The sequence below is a fragment of the Butyricicoccus porcorum genome (genome assembly GCF_002157465.1).
In the GTDB taxonomy this organism is placed as follows: Bacteria; Bacillota; Clostridia; order Oscillospirales; family Butyricicoccaceae; genus Butyricicoccus_A; species Butyricicoccus_A porcorum.
On sequence record NZ_NHOC01000010.1, the window covers coordinates 85,279 to 100,858 of the forward strand.

The 15,580-nt window shown below is 53.9% G+C and carries 14 protein-coding genes; all 14 read right to left on the reverse strand.

All coding sequences use genetic code 11. The features are described from left to right. Positions 1-6: 6 nt before the first annotated feature. The 14 genes from CBW42_RS11320 to tyrS all read right to left on the reverse strand — a co-directional run bounded on the left by CBW42_RS11320 (position 7) and on the right by tyrS (position 15,540). On the reverse strand, positions 7-2,229 hold the full coding sequence (locus tag CBW42_RS11320) for a ComEC/Rec2 family competence protein (protein WP_087021519.1): 2,223 nt from the start codon (positions 2,227-2,229) through the stop codon (positions 7-9). A 90-nt stretch (positions 2,230-2,319) separates the two neighbouring features. Then, entirely contained in the window at positions 2,320-2,658 is a 339-nt protein-coding gene (locus CBW42_RS11325) for a histidine triad nucleotide-binding protein (protein ID WP_087021522.1), read from the reverse strand. Positions 2,659-2,695: 37 nt separating this feature from the next. Next, complete coding sequence (gene alaS, locus CBW42_RS11330) at positions 2,696-5,338, reverse strand: alanine--tRNA ligase (protein ID WP_087021525.1); 2,643 nt, start codon at positions 5,336-5,338, stop codon at positions 2,696-2,698. 309 nt (positions 5,339-5,647) lie between these two features. Continuing rightward, the gene (locus CBW42_RS11335; protein WP_087021528.1) at positions 5,648-6,892 is read right to left on the reverse strand and encodes a peptidase U32 family protein; all 1,245 of its coding nucleotides are present in this window, start codon (positions 6,890-6,892) and stop codon (positions 5,648-5,650) included. Positions 6,893-6,905: 13 nt separating this feature from the next. Beyond that, positions 6,906-8,027, reverse strand: a complete 1,122-nt coding sequence (gene mltG, locus CBW42_RS11340; RefSeq protein WP_087021531.1) for an endolytic transglycosylase MltG — start codon at positions 8,025-8,027, stop codon at positions 6,906-6,908. 54 nt (positions 8,028-8,081) lie between these two features. Continuing rightward, entirely contained in the window at positions 8,082-8,972 is an 891-nt protein-coding gene (locus CBW42_RS11345) for a CPBP family intramembrane glutamic endopeptidase (RefSeq protein ID WP_087021534.1), read from the reverse strand. Further along, entirely contained in the window at positions 8,962-9,540 is a 579-nt protein-coding gene (locus CBW42_RS11350) for a 5-formyltetrahydrofolate cyclo-ligase (protein WP_087021536.1), read from the reverse strand. The genes CBW42_RS11345 and CBW42_RS11350 overlap by 11 nt, the downstream gene beginning before the upstream one ends. Next, positions 9,518-10,057 carry a DJ-1/PfpI family protein gene (locus CBW42_RS11355; RefSeq protein ID WP_087021539.1) on the reverse strand — a complete coding sequence of 180 codons (540 nt, stop codon included), beginning with the start codon at positions 10,055-10,057 and terminating at the stop codon, positions 9,518-9,520. The genes CBW42_RS11350 and CBW42_RS11355 overlap by 23 nt, the downstream gene beginning before the upstream one ends. A 193-nt stretch (positions 10,058-10,250) precedes the next feature. Beyond that, complete coding sequence (locus CBW42_RS11360; protein WP_087021542.1) at positions 10,251-11,069, reverse strand: GNAT family N-acetyltransferase; 819 nt, start codon at positions 11,067-11,069, stop codon at positions 10,251-10,253. Continuing rightward, entirely contained in the window at positions 11,066-11,971 is a 906-nt protein-coding gene (locus CBW42_RS11365) for a DUF2156 domain-containing protein (RefSeq protein WP_087021544.1), read from the reverse strand. Before CBW42_RS11365 ends, CBW42_RS11360 begins: the two co-directional genes overlap by 4 nt. A 20-nt stretch (positions 11,972-11,991) precedes the next feature. Then, positions 11,992-12,651: a dTMP kinase gene (locus CBW42_RS11370; protein WP_087021547.1), complete on the reverse strand. Its 660-nt coding sequence runs from the start codon at positions 12,649-12,651 to the stop codon at positions 11,992-11,994. Then, complete coding sequence (gene thyX / locus CBW42_RS11375) at positions 12,648-13,424, reverse strand: FAD-dependent thymidylate synthase (RefSeq protein WP_087021550.1); 777 nt, start codon at positions 13,422-13,424, stop codon at positions 12,648-12,650. The genes CBW42_RS11370 and thyX overlap by 4 nt, the downstream gene beginning before the upstream one ends. Continuing rightward, positions 13,421-14,155 (reverse strand): WecB/TagA/CpsF family glycosyltransferase, encoded by a 735-nt coding sequence (locus CBW42_RS11380; RefSeq protein ID WP_087021553.1) that lies wholly within the window; start codon positions 14,153-14,155, stop codon positions 13,421-13,423. The genes thyX and CBW42_RS11380 overlap by 4 nt, the downstream gene beginning before the upstream one ends. Before the next feature lie 155 nt (positions 14,156-14,310). Further along, positions 14,311-15,540: a tyrosine--tRNA ligase gene (gene tyrS, locus CBW42_RS11385; RefSeq protein WP_087021556.1), complete on the reverse strand. Its 1,230-nt coding sequence runs from the start codon at positions 15,538-15,540 to the stop codon at positions 14,311-14,313. Between the last annotated feature and the right edge of the window lie 40 nt (positions 15,541-15,580).

Genomic DNA, 15,580 nt, shown 5'->3' on the forward strand with positions numbered 1-15,580 from the left:
TCTATCTTAATCCCGTTCGGTCTTCCAGTCAATCTGTCCTGTGTAATATGGGTTGACAATCGGAATCCCACCGTAATCTGTGCCGCTCTCCCAGCCGCTTTCCAGCACGATCTGTGAGGGAGCAATACGGCGCAGCAGTTCCTGCATTTTCTCAGTGTTTTCGGAAAATCCACCGGATACCAGCAGTGTATCGCAGGGCAACGGCGTTTGATCGGTCAGCTCCAGCAGCATATTCTGTGTCAGGGCATGTACCGTCACAATGTCCTGATCTTCCGATTGGATGCGTACAACCAGCTTGCGCTCGACTGTGCCGAGCACGGACAATCCGAGTGAGTCATTGCCCACCGCGGTCTCCGTTTCCGGAGCCAGCATTTCATAGGAAATGCCCAGTGTTTCCATCGTCTGGATGACTTCGGGATAAGGGGTCTTATTTTCCCGGTTTTTCTGTGGCAGAAGCACACGCTCTACCGGTATTTCCCGGAACAGCTCGCACACATTGCGCGCATGTCCGAGATCGACCGAGGTTAGAATGACCAGATCGAGCGAATCGATGCCATACCAGTCGAGGTATGCCGCGACATCCTCCGCCGCATTGTGATAGCCAGAACCACTGCAATCGATAAGCGCCGCCTGTTCCCCGCAGGAAATGACAATCGCCTGCCCGCTGCCCTCTGGTAACACAGAAATATGCAGGTCATTCTGTACCGCTGTACCGCGCCAGACACTGATTCCGACGACAAGCAGTACAAGCAGCGGTATGCCTGCCGCAAGCACGCGGCGGCTGCCCTTCCACAGCAACAGCGCGGCAAGTGCGCTCAGTACAATGGCAAAGGCAAAATCGACATGATTTTCGCAGTACAGAAGTCCATATGGAAGTCCTGCTATCCAGTCACTGACCCACAAAATATAATCGGTCAGCCAGCCTGCGGGCGTCAGCAGCACTGCCGCTGCTGTGGGCACGAACAATCCGGAAACTCCGCCGATAAACAGCAACGGAAATACCAACGACACCGCCCACAGTGCAAGCAGATTGGACAGCACGGAAAATACCGACAGATAGCTAAAGTGATACAGCAAAATCGGCGCGGTTATCGCGGTCGAACTGACCGTGCAGGCCACTGTACCTGACAACACCCGGTACAGACGCTTGACCGGATTCCGCACGCGCTTCGGCAGCGCCAGCAGATATTGGATGCGCGACGCAAAGCACAGAATGCCAAATGTTGCGGCAAAGGAGAGCTGTAAACTGACAGAGGTCAGCGAATCGGGCAAAATGACCAGAATCAACAGCAACGCCGCGAACAGCGAGTTCATGCTGTCGCTCTGCCGTCTGACCCAGAAGGACAACAGCAAAATCCCATACATCACACAGGCGCGCACAACCGACGGTGACCAGCCGACCATCAGATAAAATGCAAGCAGTGCGGGAATGCCGAGCGCTGTGCCGAGTTTCCTGCCGAATACAAGCAGCAACAGCGAAATCAAAAAGCCGACATGCATGCCGGACAGTGCGATGACATGCGAAAGCCCCGCCTTGCGAAGGTGATCTCTGTCTGCGGTTGTCAGATCGGATCGGTCACCGGTCGCCAGTGCATTCCAAAAAGATATCTGTCGTTCCGTGCCATACTGCGCAAATACGTCGCGCAGCTTCTGCGCGAACAATTTGGGATAATACGAGAGCGGACGGTATTCCGGCTGTGTGACAGTAATTTCCGCATTTTTATTCACCGATGCCAGCACAAAATAGCCCTGTGAGCGGTAATAGCTCTCGCGGTCGAAGCCCTCCCGCAATCCAGAGATATAAAATTCAAATTTACCGGTAATCGTATCGCCCGGTTTGATTTCTTCCTCGGTCAGCGGCAAATATGCCAGCGTGCGGAAACCGGTTTTCAGCCCGACGTCGCTGCCGTCAACCCGCACTTCGAGGCGCTGGCTGTCTTCATACTGCACGGCATAATCTGCCGCAGTGACAGTCATGTGTTGTGAGAGCCCTTCCAGCCCGGAAACCGGATCGGTGATATACCTGTGATACGCATCTGTATATGCCAGGCCGCAGGTCAGTCCTGCCAGCAGTACACACACCGGAATCGTCGGTGAAACCAACCTGCCGATGATAATAGACGCAGCCAGCATGAGCACAGCCGCCGCAAGCGGAATCGATACGCCAAACAGGGCAATCCCACAGCCGACAGCAAACGCCACAGAAAACCAGATCAGCGGACGCTGCATGGCAATCTCCCCCTATCTGTGAACAGGATGCGAAAGGTGGCACCGCACAGCAGCGCCACCTCACAATGCCTATGTTCCGATATCAGCAGATCAACCGGGCGGCCATGTCATATCACGGCCGGACAGCACATGAAAATGCAGGTGGAACACGCTCTGCTGTGCCTGCTCACCGATGTTGGAGACAACACGGAAGCTCTCCATGCCCATCTCCTTTGCGATTTTGGCAATGGCTTCAAAGCACTTTGCCACAACCATGCTGTTTTCCGGCGTGACTGCCGCCGCAGACGGAATGTGCTGCTTCGGAATCACGAGGAAATGTGTCGGCGCCTGCGGGTCGATGTCATAAAATGCATAGACATCATCATCCTCATACACCTTTTTGGAGGGGATTTCCCCTGCAATAATTTTACAGAACAGACAATCTTCCATCGAACATCCTCCTTCCAGATGAATCGAACTGTGAGATTTATTTCAGCATTGCATCGACAATGTTGTTGACTGCTTCGAGGGCTTCCTCCAGCTTTGCCGGATTCTTGCCGCCTGCGGATGCGGAATCCGGACGGCCGCCGCCGCCACCGCCGCAGAGCTTGGCAACTTCCTTGACGATCTTGCCCGCATGTGCACCTGCCGCCAATGCTTCCTTGCCGCAGACACAGAGCAGCTGTACCTTGCTCTCGCCGGTGACAACCGCAAGAACAGCAACCATCTTCGGCGCACGCTCCTTAATCAGGTCGCCCAGTGTGCGCATGATCTCCGGAGACTCATCGTCCAGCTTGGCAGCCAGAACATTGACGCCATGAACGTCACGCGACAGGTTAAACAGCTCGACCAGCTTCATTTCAGCCAGCTTTCCGTTGAGCGATTCGATATTGCGGCGCAGATCTCGCATTTCGTCGACCATCTGACCCGCACGGACGACAACATCGTTCGGGGTCGTCTTCAGCTCAGATGCAATCTCAGCCAGTGTCTCCTGACGCTTCTCGAACATCTCAAGGAATGCACGGCCGGTCAGTGCCTCGATACGACGGACGCCTGCCGCAACAGAAGCCTCGCCGACGATCTTGAACATGCCAGCCTTTGCAGTATTGTCCAGATGTGTGCCGCCGCAGAATTCGATGGAGAAATCACCTGCGCGGACAACACGGACGATATCGCCGTATTTTTCACCGAACAGCGCCATAGCGCCCAGTTTCTTTGCCTCATCGATCGGCATTTCGTCCGTGCGAACCTCCATGCCTTCCAGGATTGCATTGTTGACAATGCTCTCAACCTTTACAATCTCCTCCGGCGTCATGGCAGCAAAGTGCGTGAAGTCAAAGCGGACATGGTCGGCATCGGTGTAGGAACCAGCCTGCTCGACATGGCTGCCCAGTACCTCGCGCAGTGCCTGCTGCAACAGGTGGGTTGCAGTGTGCGAACGGCAGATCGCCTGACGGCGCTCCTTGTCTACCTTACAGGTGACAGTATCACCGCGGCTGACAACACCGCTCTTGACGACGCCAGAATGCAGGTACATGCGTCCGTCGCCGCTCTTCTGTACGTTATCAATTTCAATCTCACAGTCGCCGTGCGAAATGATACCGTGATCCGGTACCTGGCCGCCCATTTCCGCATAGAACGGCGTGCGGTCGAGTACGAGCGTCAGCTTGGCACCTGCACGGACTGCATCAGTGCTCTCGCCTTCCGAGACAATTGCGAGGACATTGGCAGTTGCTTCCAGATTATCATAACCACAGAATTCGGTGCTCAGCGATTTGTCCAGACCGAGGTCTTCCGATGCCCAGCCGAGGTCGCCCATGCGCTTGCGGTCCTCACGGGAACGCTCCTTCTGTTCCTGAATCAGCGCATCAAAGCCGTCGCGGTCGGTGGTCATGCCCTGCTCCTCGAGGATTTCGATGGTCAGGTCAATCGGGAAGCCGTAGGTGTCGTGCAGCTTGAAGGCGTCAGCAGCCGGAAGCTCGGTTTTGCCTTCCTTCTTTGCAGCCTCGATCATGTCATTGAGAATGCTCAGACCCGCGTCAACCGTTGCATCAAAGCGTTCCTCTTCGACCTGAATTACCTTGCGGATATACTCCTGCTTTTCGATCAGTGCCGGATACGCACCGCCGCTCTCCTGAATGACGGTATCACATACCTGATACAGGAACGGCTTGTCGATGCCGAGCAGCTTGCCATGACGTGCCGCACGGCGCAGCAGACGGCGCAGGACGTAGCCGCGGCCTTCGTTGGACGGAATAACACCGTCGCAAATCATCATGACGGTCGAACGGATGTGGTCGGTGATGACGCGCAGCGAAACGTCCGTTTTGTACGACTCTCCGTAGGTCTTGCCGGAAATGCGGGAAACATGGTCGGTGATGTTGCGGACGGTGTCGACATCAAACAGAGAATCGACGTCCTGCATGACAACAGCCAGACGCTCCAGACCCATACCGGTATCGATGTTCTTCTGAACCAGTTCAGTATAGTTGCCGTGACCGTCGTTGTTGAACTGGGAGAATACGTTGTTCCAGACCTCCATATAGCGGTCACAATCGCAGCCGACCGTACAGCCCGGCTTGCCGCAGCCGTACTTCTCGCCGCGATCGTAGTAAATCTCGGAGCACGGGCCGCACGGACCGGAGCCATGCTCCCAGAAGTTGTCTTCCTTGCCGAAGCGGAAAATGCGCTCTGCCGGAATGCCGATCTGCTTGTTCCAGATTTCAAATGCCTCGTCATCATCCTCATAGATGGACGGATACAGGCGGTTCGGGTCGAGACCCATGACCTCAGTCAGGAATTCCCAGCTCCAGGCGATGGCTTCTTTCTTAAAGTAATCGCCGAAGGAGAAGTTACCCAGCATTTCAAAGAATGTGCCATGACGCGCGGTCTTGCCGACATTCTCGATGTCGCCGGTGCGGATACATTTCTGACAGGTCGTGACGCGGCGGCGCGGCGGCTCCTGTTCTCCGGTAAAGTACGGCTTGAGCGGTGCCATACCGGAATTGATGAGCAGCAGCGACTTGTCACCCTGCGGAATCAGAGAAAAGCTCGGCAGTCTCAGGTGATCCTTGGACTCAAAGAATGCGAGAAACTTTTCACGGATTTCGTTTAAACCCATGTACTGCATGAAAATTGCCTCCAACTATTGATATAAATTTATTGTTTTACAGACACAAAAAAGCCCTCGCCCGGTATAGGGGCGAAGGCTTTGCTCGCGGTACCACCCTAATTTGCCGGAAATCCGGCATCTCAGTGCGCCCTTAACGCGGGCAGACGATCCGGTTCTTTCCCGGATGGCTCAGAAATGGCTGACAGGCTCCTGCGCTGCGGGGCTTCCACCGTCCCCCGCTCTCTGCAAGGCGGTATGCGCTGTCTCGTTCCGTCATTGCCAAACTAGCTGTATAACGCTTTCATTATACACGTTTGTGTGAATTTGTCAACCGTTTTTGACTGGATTTGCCGCTTTTTCCTTGCGCAGGATTGCGAAATCCGAGACGTGGAACGGGAATTTCATATGAATACGCATCATGGCAGAACGCGCGGCATCCAGAATTTCCCCGTCATCGTTGCGCATTTCCTCCACGCGGAAGGAATAAACCGGCTTGCCCGGCTGCATCAGCTCAAGCGTATCGCCGCTGAAAAAGCGGTTTTTGAGTACGAATACGGCGTTGCCGTCTGCATCACACGACTCAAACAGTGCAGCGATTTCCCAGTCGCGTATGTACATGACGTCTGGGTAATACTGTCCCTTCGGGTCGCGCCCGAAGTAAAATCCGGTAAAGTATTCGCGGTGGCTGATCTTTCCGATTTCCTCGCGGATATCATCCGGAACCTTGAAGTCCGGTGTTGGATTCGCCAGATAAGCATCAACAGCGCGGCGGTATGCGGCAGTAATGCCCGCCGTATAATAGGCAGTCTTTGCACGGCCTTCGATTTTGAATGAGGTAATTCCCGCAGCGATCAGCTCCGGAATATGGTCAATCATGCACATATCCTTGGAATTGTACAGATACGTGCCGCGCTCGTCCTCATCCACCGGAAAATACTGTCCCGGCCGCTTCTCCTCCATCAAGGCATACTTCCAGCGGCAGGACTGTGCACAAGCGCCGTGGTTGGCATCGCGCCCGGTCGTGTAGTTGGAAATCAGGCAGCGCCCGGAATACGAAATGCACATCGCTCCGTGGACAAAGCACTCGATTTCGACCTCCGGCGGGATGTGGTCGCGGATGGTTCTGATTTCCTCCAACGTCAACTCACGCGCGAGCACAATGCGCTCCGCGCCCATCTCAACCCAAAATTGTGCGGCCTCATAGTTGAGGATGCTCGTCTGGGTGCTGATATGCAGCGGCAGCTGCGGCACCACGCGTTTTGCCACGCGGATCACGCCGAGGTCAGAGACAATCGCCGCATCTGCGCCGTATTCATACAGCTTTTGCAGATAGGTTTCCAGCTCAGCGAATTCGTTTGAGCGCGGTGAAATATTGACCGTAACATAGACCTTGACGCCGCGCGCATGCGCATAGGAGATGCCCTCGCGCAGCTCATCGTCGGTAAAATTGTCGGATGCCGCGCGCATGCCAAAGTGTTTTCCTGCCAGATAAACGGCATCCGCACCGTATGCAATCGCGTATTTCAGCCGTTCCATATCCCCTGCCGGGGACAGAATTTCAGGTTTGTTCATAAAAATCCTCTTGTTAATTTGCGTTCTTTTCCGCCTGTACCTTCTTGATATTGGCGGTCTGTTCCTCCTGCGTTTTCGCATAAATATGCGCTGAGCCATCCGCATTTGCAACATAGTAATAATAATCATGCTGTGCCGGGCTGACTGCTGCCTTCATCGCGTCAAGACCCGGATTGCAGATCGGCCCGGGCGGCAGGCCCTTGCTGGTATAGGTATTGTACGGGCTGTCGGTCTTCATATCCTCATCCGTCAGTTCGAGATGGCCGACCGCGTATTGAATGGTCGCGTCAATGTTGAGGTACGGATATTCGGACGAATGGTTCAGACGGTTGGCGATAACGCCGGAAACCTGATACATATCGTCAGCATTGACAGCTTCTTTTTCAATCATGGAGGCGATGTTGACCATATCCGCAACGGACATGCCTTTGGCTTCGCACAGTTCCGCCAGACTGTCGCCCTCCGAATCGTCGTTCAGCTTATTCTGGAAATTTCCAAGCATTTTATTGATGATGGTATCTGCGTCATCGCTCAGATAGAACTCATAGGTATCCGGGAACAGATAGCCCTCGAGACGGTTGGTCTCATTGCCCAGATCGTCCGGCAGGAAATCATAGTTGAATTCGCCGTCCTGAAGCACACTGGTCAGTTCATCCTTCGAGCTCAGACCATTTTCCACCAGCGTATCGATAATCTGTTCAATCGTATAGCCTTCCGGGATCGTAACTGTCTGTGTGCTCCGGTTGGTCAGGCGGATTTCATTGACAATGTGGCGGTAATCCATATTGGAATTGAGCGTCCACATGCCCGGGCGGAATGTGACATCCCGATAAATGATGGTGGTAAACAGCCGGAAGAATGAGCCGTAATTGACGACACCGCTCTTATCCAGCAGCTTGGAAACCTGTCCAACCGTGGCATCCTCCGGAATTGTGACCGTGATCTCACGGTCCTCCTTTGCCAAAGCAAACAGGTCATTGCCGAGCAGAATTCCGGTTGTCGCCAAAACTGCGGAAACCAGCAGGATACCGATCAGATACAACAGACTGTTGTGGCGCGTAGAGCGCTTTTTTTTGGTTCGTTTTTTGGTTTGTGACTCGTTTTTTGTATTATTTTTGTTTCCAAACAACTTCATATCCGTATCCTTTCTCCCTCTGCCGGAAGCGGCAGAAGGACGGGGCTTTTCTTCTTATTTGAGCGCGATGCTGACAACAAAGCTGGAGATAAAAATAAAAAATCCAGGGTTAATCAGACAGTCCCGCAGGACCTCACTGACAGGTCGACCAGATGGCGTAAACGGCCGCAGCGTGTGCAGCTGAACCTGTGTTTCCAGCGAGCGCAGCGTCAGATAAAGCGTCAGCAGGAACAGGATCACATTGATGTGTGTAAAGTATTTCCAGATTCCAAAGGAACTGTACAGATGAATCAAATAATTGATGACATAATAATAGCAGTTGTTGATGACATGCGCCAGAACTGCCGGCCAGATCGAATCGAATGAATAGACCAGAAACGCGTAGGCGCAGCCTGCAATCAGCGGGCCGATGAAATTCAGTAGCGAGCCGTGCAGCATGGCGAAGCAGACACCGCAGAGCAGAATGCTCACAGCCGTTCCGGCTTCGCGCTCAAATGCGGAAAACAGCGCACCGCGCACAAAAATCTCCTCAGCAATGGGCGACAGAATAACGATGCCCAAAAAGCTCAGAAAGCCGTACTGATTCCCAACGCCGCTGGTTGTAATCATGCTGCTGAGATCCATATCGGTCGCACCGCAGATGACATATACAACAAGATTTGCCAGAAAGGACAGAAATGATACGGCAAGTGCAAATTTTACTGTAAATCCGAAATAGACCACTGCATTCTGTCGGCGCTTCCATCGAAAATTCAGCGTGAATGTCTCATCCTGTGCCTTGTACATGCAGTATGCCGGCGGGACAAATGCCAACAGCTCGACGACGATCACGCCCAGCGCCGGGACGGAAGAAAATGCAAAATCAAACCCCAGGCTGCATACTGTCAGGATGATAAAACAGGCAAACAGCATCAGACCCGGCAGCATGGTACTTTTATCCTTCATGAACCAGCACCACCTCCTGTTCGGTTATGATACAGCCGCAGCGGATGTCGTGCGGCTCAGCAGGCACATGTCCAAGCAGACGTGCCTGCGCGCACAGCGCAATACAATTTGCAGACGTCTGCGGCAGAAAGCGGTCGTAAAAGCCGCCGCCATAGCCCAGCCGAGCGCCGGTTTGATCGCATGCCAGCGCAGGGACAAGGCACAAATCAATTTCATTCGGCAGCACCGCCGTGCAGTGTGCACCCGGCTCCGGGATACCGAAGGTCTCTTCGGTCAGGTCGCGTTCCGATGTAATGATGCGGGGCTGCATGATATGTCCCGGCAGGCATTTTGGCAGACAGACGCGCTTACCGCACCGCAATGCATCCGCAATAATTGCATGCGTGTCAATTTCGTCCGCAGTCGAATAATAGACAAACAGCGTCCGGCTGCGCCGGTACAGCTCGCTTTGCAGCACTTTTTCTGTGATGGCGCGGTCGATGGCAGCTTTTTCTGCCGGTGCGGTCTGTTTGCGCTGCCGGAGCAGCTCACGCCGCAGAGAAGCCTTATCCATGGTATCCAATGCCATGACGCACTCGATCAGCGGCTTCTTTTCCGCGCAACAGCTCAACCATGGTCAGACCGAGCTCAATCGAAGCCGCCGCACCACAGCCGGTGATGATCTTCCCATCGACACAGACCAGCTCATCGCGCACAGTTGCGCCTGCCATTTTGTCGTTTACGCTGAAATGGCACACCGCATTTTTGCCCTCGAGCACGCCTTTCGCCGCCAGCACAGACGGTGCCGCACAGATGGCAGCGATATAGCAATCATGCGCGACACAATACGCAATTGCCTTGTCGATAACCGGCTTGTCATAATAGTTTTTCGTCCCCGGGCCGCCCGGCAGGAAAATCATTTCGCAGTCGGACAGGTCGAGCTGTTCGGGCAGAATATCCGCCTCGATGGTCATGCCCATCTTGCTCGTGATTGTCTTGCCAGTCACGCCGACGCGCGTTACCGGAATGCCCGCACGGGTCAGCATGTCGAGCGGCGCAATCATCTCGGTGTCTTCATAGCCGTCTACATGAAAGATATATACCATAATCAGCGTCCTCCTTCGTTATAAAACACATCTTCGGGGCTATCTGAAAAGTCCAAACTTTGGACTATTTCTACAGATGCGGATCGCTTCATCGTTAAAACACTTGAAATCCGAAAGGATTTCTGCGTGCTTTTGTCTTGAATCGACCTCCCTTTGCGAAATATTCGCCATTTTCTTGGTTTTCAGATACGTCCTAGTTGAACAGCAGGTTGAAATAACCGTTTTGCACCGGTGTATCATCGTGGTAGCGAATACATCCCAGCTTCTGCGAAGTTCCTGGCGTGGTCACACGCATTTCCGAGCAGCCGCAGGCGTGCAATATCGCCTGTGTCAGCACGGGAACATCTGCTCCACAGGCTTCCTGTGCCCACAGCTTGTCCGCGCCGTCCTGCCAGACAAACGCATATGCCGTCAGCAAGCCTCCGCGTTCCAGCCCAAAGGCACCGGCTCCAAGCGCACGGAACAGTGCAAGCTGCGCGCGCCAGTCGTCCGGAGACCGCAGCAGGCACATGCCCTCCGCGGGATACAGTGCCTGTATCGCCGGAATATCATCTTCTGTCAGGTGGCGGAGCAGGAACGCTCCCTCCGGCACATCGGAACGGGAAGCTGTGTTTGTATCGACAAAAAATGCTGTCCGATAGCCAAACTGATCGTAAAATCCAAACAGCCATTCCTCCTGTGGGATCAGGATGGAAGCCGCACGTCCCGCCTGCCGGTCAAGCTCAAACGAGTGTGTGAGCAGACGATCCATGCGGTGCTGCCGCCGGCATTCCGGCGCAGTGCATGCGCCATAGATATAAGTGACCGGGCGCACACCGCGCGCATCGCGCAGCTGATACGGCAGCATTTGCACCATGGAGCAAAGCCTGCCGTCCTCCTCATCCAGCAGTGTAACCGCCGGATTGTATTGATTTTCAAAAAACCATTGCGTAAACGCTTCATCGCCCGGAAAGCAGCGCTTCCAGAGCGTGCGCACCGCGTCAAAATCGCGGTTATCTGCAAACCGGATCATGCGTTCTTCACCGCCAGGAATTTCTTGCCCATCATCACCGGATGATAGGACTGCTTTGCCTTGCGCAGTCCTTCCATGCCGAGGTCATCCTCGCGGTTGATGTAGGTATATTCCGCACAGTTGTGCTGTGCGAACTGCTGGTTAATCATCGGATATGCGCCTGCAATCGATGCTTCTGCCTTTTCCAGCTGAATCACATAAGTGTCAGGGCTGACCGGGCAGCCCATCGTAAACGCGATGACATTGCCGTCCAATCGCAGGATGCCGCCCTTCATGCCAAGCGCTTCTCGATTGTTCAGCGCAAGGGTAACCGCACAGGTTTCACCGGAATACATCATGCCGTTCGGACAGTTGTCCCCAGTGCTGCACCAGTGCAGGTGGAAATCATATGCCTCCTGGCGATTCTCGTCGGTCAGTTCCTCATACGACCAGCGGCCTTCATAGTTTTTCTTAAAACGGTTGACAAAATTGCGTTTGGACTGCAATTTTTTGCCGGAAAGCGTCATGAGCTTTTCGGCGGAATAGATATAGTCCGCAGAGTCCACGCCATCGGTAAAGGTATATCGTCCCGGAAGAACGGTTTCTATCTGCTCAAGCAGCGGCTCCGGGATGCCGCACATGGCAAACGGGATGCCGCGCTCACGTGCATCGTCCTCCAGCGCCAGCATAGCCGCTTTCAGGTCACCCGCGCCGATCGGCGCGAGATACATCGGAATCTTATCCGGGAAGGTTGCCATTTTTATGAACATATATCCATTCACAAAGCATATCTGGGTGTCATAATGATCCTTCCAGATAAACAGATCCGCAAAACAGTGTTCACAGATCCGGTAATTGTGCTTTGCGGTGCAGATGTCTGCGTTTGCCTTATCCTCTAACGTAACTGGTTTAAATGGTAGCATAAAAAAATGCGAGTCTCCTTTTAGGGTATTGCGCGAAGCACCGCCGCCGTGAGCTCCGCCGAGATGTCCTCAATCGTGCGGATACGTCCGTCCTGCGTGCAGCGGATGCGGTGCCAGCCGAATGTATCAGCCAGCTTCGATGCAGTCTGGTAACAGTGTTTGAGATATTCCATATCCTGTTCATGAATATCCTGTGTTTTGCCCTGACGATGTTCGAGCAGGTCGTGCACCGCTTCGGTGGGCATATCGAGAAAATACACATCGTCGGGCGCAGGAATGCCCATAATACGATACTCAAAATCGAACAGCCAGTCGAGGAATGCCTTTTGCTCCTCCTCTTCCAGCTTGGATGCCTGATGCACCGCATTGGATGTAGTATAACGGTCGGCGAGCACCAGCCCGCCGTTTTCATAATAGTCTTTCCATTCGGTCTGATAGGATGCATACCGATCGACCGCAAAAAAGGTAGATGCCGTATAGGCGCTGACATCATCCGGATGCTCACCGAACTGTCCGCCCAGATACATGCGGATGAGTGCGGACGATTCCTCCTGATAGCGCGGAAACACAAGGCGGCGGTAGGAAATACCGCGCTCATCTAAAAACGCGCACAGCCGTTCAAACTGCGTCGATTTGCCGGATGCATCCGTGCCCTCGAGCACCAACAGTTTTCCACTCATTTTCCGGCCTCCGCACGGATGCGCTCATACTTTTCACGCACCTCCTGCGCCTTCCCGCAGCTCATCTTGCCTTCCGAGCAGGTGCCGCAGGTGCAGGACGGGCCCGCCTTGTGGAACAGGGTCGGTGCAACGGCATAAACCTGACGGTACATCTCTTCTGCCAGCTCACGGATTTCCCACTGTGCGCGGTTGCAGCAGCGCAAGCGGAAGAAATTATACAGTGAACGGGCATTTGCCGTCATGACCATCTTGGTCGCACACGCATTCGGCAGCACATAGCGTGCGTCCTCGATCGCCTTTTTTTCGGCTTTGCGGCGTGCTTCCTTTTCGGAGCAACCCTCTGCAAGGAACGTCTGCATGTGGCGCTCCTGCAAAATGGCCGTCAGATTTTCATAGGTCTTCTGATCGTCCTCCATTGCCTTCAGAAACGCTTCCTTTGCTTCGGGAATGGCCTCGATTTCATGTGGGATGACAAATTCAAACGCATGCTCGCGCACATAACGCTGCGACTGTACACTGAAAGAAGCCATGCGGTGCCGCGTAATCTGCGCCAGCAGCGAACGGGAAATGCCCTCAATGGCAAACGTAAACGATGCATGTTCAATCGGGCTTTCATGCCCAATCTCAGTCAGCATAGTCAGATACGATTGTGTCTTTTCTTCGTCCAGTCCGTCCAGCAGAGTGTCAACTGTCGCGGCGGAATAACAGGTTTTCGCCGCCGCAGAGATCAACTGCTCCGGCATGGGGGTATATGCAATCAGCTTTACGTTCATTTGTCTTCTCCCGTTACTTTAGATTTCATAACTGTCAACAGGAATTTCGGCAGCGCTGTCATGCGCTTTGCGCGCCACGGCTCCTTTTTGAGACGATAAAACCACTCCAGTCCATGCCTGACGTAAAAGTCCGGTGCGCGTTCAACAACGCCAGCATAGACATCCAGCGAACCGCCCAGGCCGCACAGCATGGTGCCGTTCAGCTCGTCCAAATGCTGCTCCATAAAAATTTCCTGCTTCGGTGCGCCGAGACACACCAGAATGACATCCGAATGCCCGGCAGCGTTGATGTCGCGCACAGCCTCAGCGTCATCCTTAAAATAGCCATCACGGCAGCCTGTGACAATCAGACCCGGATACTTCTGCTTGAGATTTTCCGCTGCTTTTTCCGCGATGCCCGGTTTTGCGCCGAACAGGAAGATGCTGCGCCCTTCCTTTGCCATCGCCTCCATCAATGAAGTGGCGAACTCAATTCCTGCGACCTTTTCGGTCAGCGGCTTTTTGAGAATTTTTGCCGCGTGAATCACGCCGATGCCGTCCGGAAGGACAAGTGCCGCCGCATTGAGCAGCTTCTTCAGATGTTCGTCCGAGCGGGCCATATATACAATTTCAGAATTCGGCGTGACAACGTAGCCCTTCTTTCCTTCGCGGATGCGCGCCATCGCGCGCGTAACCGCTTCGGACTGTGTGACCGCGTCAAACTGTACGCCGAGAATGGAAACTCTGTTCAACGATTGTTCCTCCTCTATGGCGTTTTTTCAATTACCATTTGTTTATTATACCATCATTGCCATATCGGTTCAACCATGGATTTGTTTCGTTCCTATGCACAACTGCACAAAAAACTTCCCTTTTTCACACGGAAAAAGGGAAGTTTGAATTGCTGTTACAGCGTAACCTTGTGGAATGTCTTCTTACCCTTGCGGATAATCATGCCGTCCTCGCCGAATGCATCCGCACCGTACATGGCGAACATGTCGGTTACCTTTGCATCGTTGATGGTCAGGCCGCCCTGCTTGACAACCTGGCGTGCCTCACTCTTGGACTTGACCAGACCGGTCTTGACCAGCAGATCGAGTGCACCGATCTGTCCATCGGTCAGGTCATCCGCAGACAGCTGCGTGGTTGGCATATCAGCCGCAGATGCGCCGCCGGCAAAAACTGCTCTCGCCGCCGCCAGTGCCTTCTCGGCTTCTTCCTTGCCGTGAACCATGGCAGTAATCTCGTAAGCCAGTTTTTCCTTGGCACGGTTGAGACCTGCGCCCTCCAGCTTTTCGTACTCGGCGATTTCGTCGAGCGGCATAAAGGTCAGCATCTTCATGACGCGGATGACATCTGCGTCGTTGATGTTTCTCCAGTACTGGAAGAAGTCGTACGGGGAAGTCTTTTCCGGGTCGAGCCAGACAGCACCCTTCTCGGTCTTGCCCATCTTCTTGCCTTCCGAAGTGGTCAGCAGGGTGAAGGTCAGACCATAGGCATCGTCCTTGCCTTCGACGCGGCGGATGAGGTCAGCGCCATTGATAATGTTCGACCACTGATCGTCACCGCCCAATTCAAGGTGGCAGTCCTCTGTGCGGTACAGGTGCAGGAAGTCATAGCTCTGAAGCAGCATATAGTTGAACTCGATGAAGCTCAGACCTTTTTCCAGACGGGTCTTGAAGCACTCAGCCGTCAGCATACGGTTGACAGAGAAGTGTACGCCGACCTCACGCAGGAAGTCCATATAGTTGAACTTGAGAATCCAGTCGGCATTGTTGAGCATCGTTGCCTTGCCGTCGTTGAAATCGACGAGGCGGCGCATCTGCTGCCGGAAGCACTCCGCATTGTGGTTGATCTCTTCCTTGGTCAGCATCTTGCGCATGTCGGTCTTGCCCGTCGGGTCACCGATCATTGTAGTACCGCCGCCGATCAGCGCAATCGGGCGATGACCGGCCTGCTGCAAACGCGCCATGACAACCAACTGGAGAAAATGACCGACGTGCAGCGAATCTGCCGTTGCGTCGAAGCCGATGTAGAACGTAGTCTGATGATTATCCAGCAGATCGCGTACTTTTTCTTCGTTGGTGCACTGGGCGATCAGGCCGCGTGCCTGTAATTCTTCATATACTTGTGACATCGTTGTTGAAACCCTTTCTATTTATCGTCATTTGGCACAG

Excerpts from the sequence above, each read along its gene's own strand:
- CBW42_RS11360 (WP_087021542.1), bottom strand. The coding sequence starts at position 11,069 with ATGATCCGGTTTGCAGATAACCGCGATTTTGACGCGGTGCGCACGCTC.
- mltG (WP_087021531.1), bottom strand. The coding sequence starts at position 8,027 with ATGAAGTTGTTTGGAAACAAAAATAATACAAAAAACGAGTCACAAACC.
- CBW42_RS11370 (WP_087021547.1), bottom strand. The coding sequence starts at position 12,651 with ATGAGTGGAAAACTGTTGGTGCTCGAGGGCACGGATGCATCCGGCAAA.
- CBW42_RS11350 (WP_087021536.1), bottom strand. The coding sequence starts at position 9,540 with ATGGCATTGGATACCATGGATAAGGCTTCTCTGCGGCGTGAGCTGCTC.
- CBW42_RS11320 (WP_087021519.1), bottom strand. The coding sequence starts at position 2,229 with ATGCAGCGTCCGCTGATCTGGTTTTCTGTGGCGTTTGCTGTCGGCTGT.
- CBW42_RS11345 (WP_087021534.1), bottom strand. The coding sequence starts at position 8,972 with ATGAAGGATAAAAGTACCATGCTGCCGGGTCTGATGCTGTTTGCCTGT.
- CBW42_RS11365 (WP_087021544.1), bottom strand. The coding sequence starts at position 11,971 with ATGCTACCATTTAAACCAGTTACGTTAGAGGATAAGGCAAACGCAGAC.
- CBW42_RS11325 (WP_087021522.1), bottom strand. The coding sequence starts at position 2,658 with ATGGAAGATTGTCTGTTCTGTAAAATTATTGCAGGGGAAATCCCCTCC.
- CBW42_RS11335 (WP_087021528.1), bottom strand. The coding sequence starts at position 6,892 with ATGAACAAACCTGAAATTCTGTCCCCGGCAGGGGATATGGAACGGCTG.
- thyX (WP_087021550.1), bottom strand. The coding sequence starts at position 13,424 with ATGAACGTAAAGCTGATTGCATATACCCCCATGCCGGAGCAGTTGATC.
- tyrS (WP_087021556.1), bottom strand. The coding sequence starts at position 15,540 with ATGTCACAAGTATATGAAGAATTACAGGCACGCGGCCTGATCGCCCAG.
- alaS (WP_087021525.1), bottom strand. The coding sequence starts at position 5,338 with ATGCAGTACATGGGTTTAAACGAAATCCGTGAAAAGTTTCTCGCATTC.
- CBW42_RS11355 (WP_087021539.1), bottom strand. The coding sequence starts at position 10,057 with ATGGTATATATCTTTCATGTAGACGGCTATGAAGACACCGAGATGATT.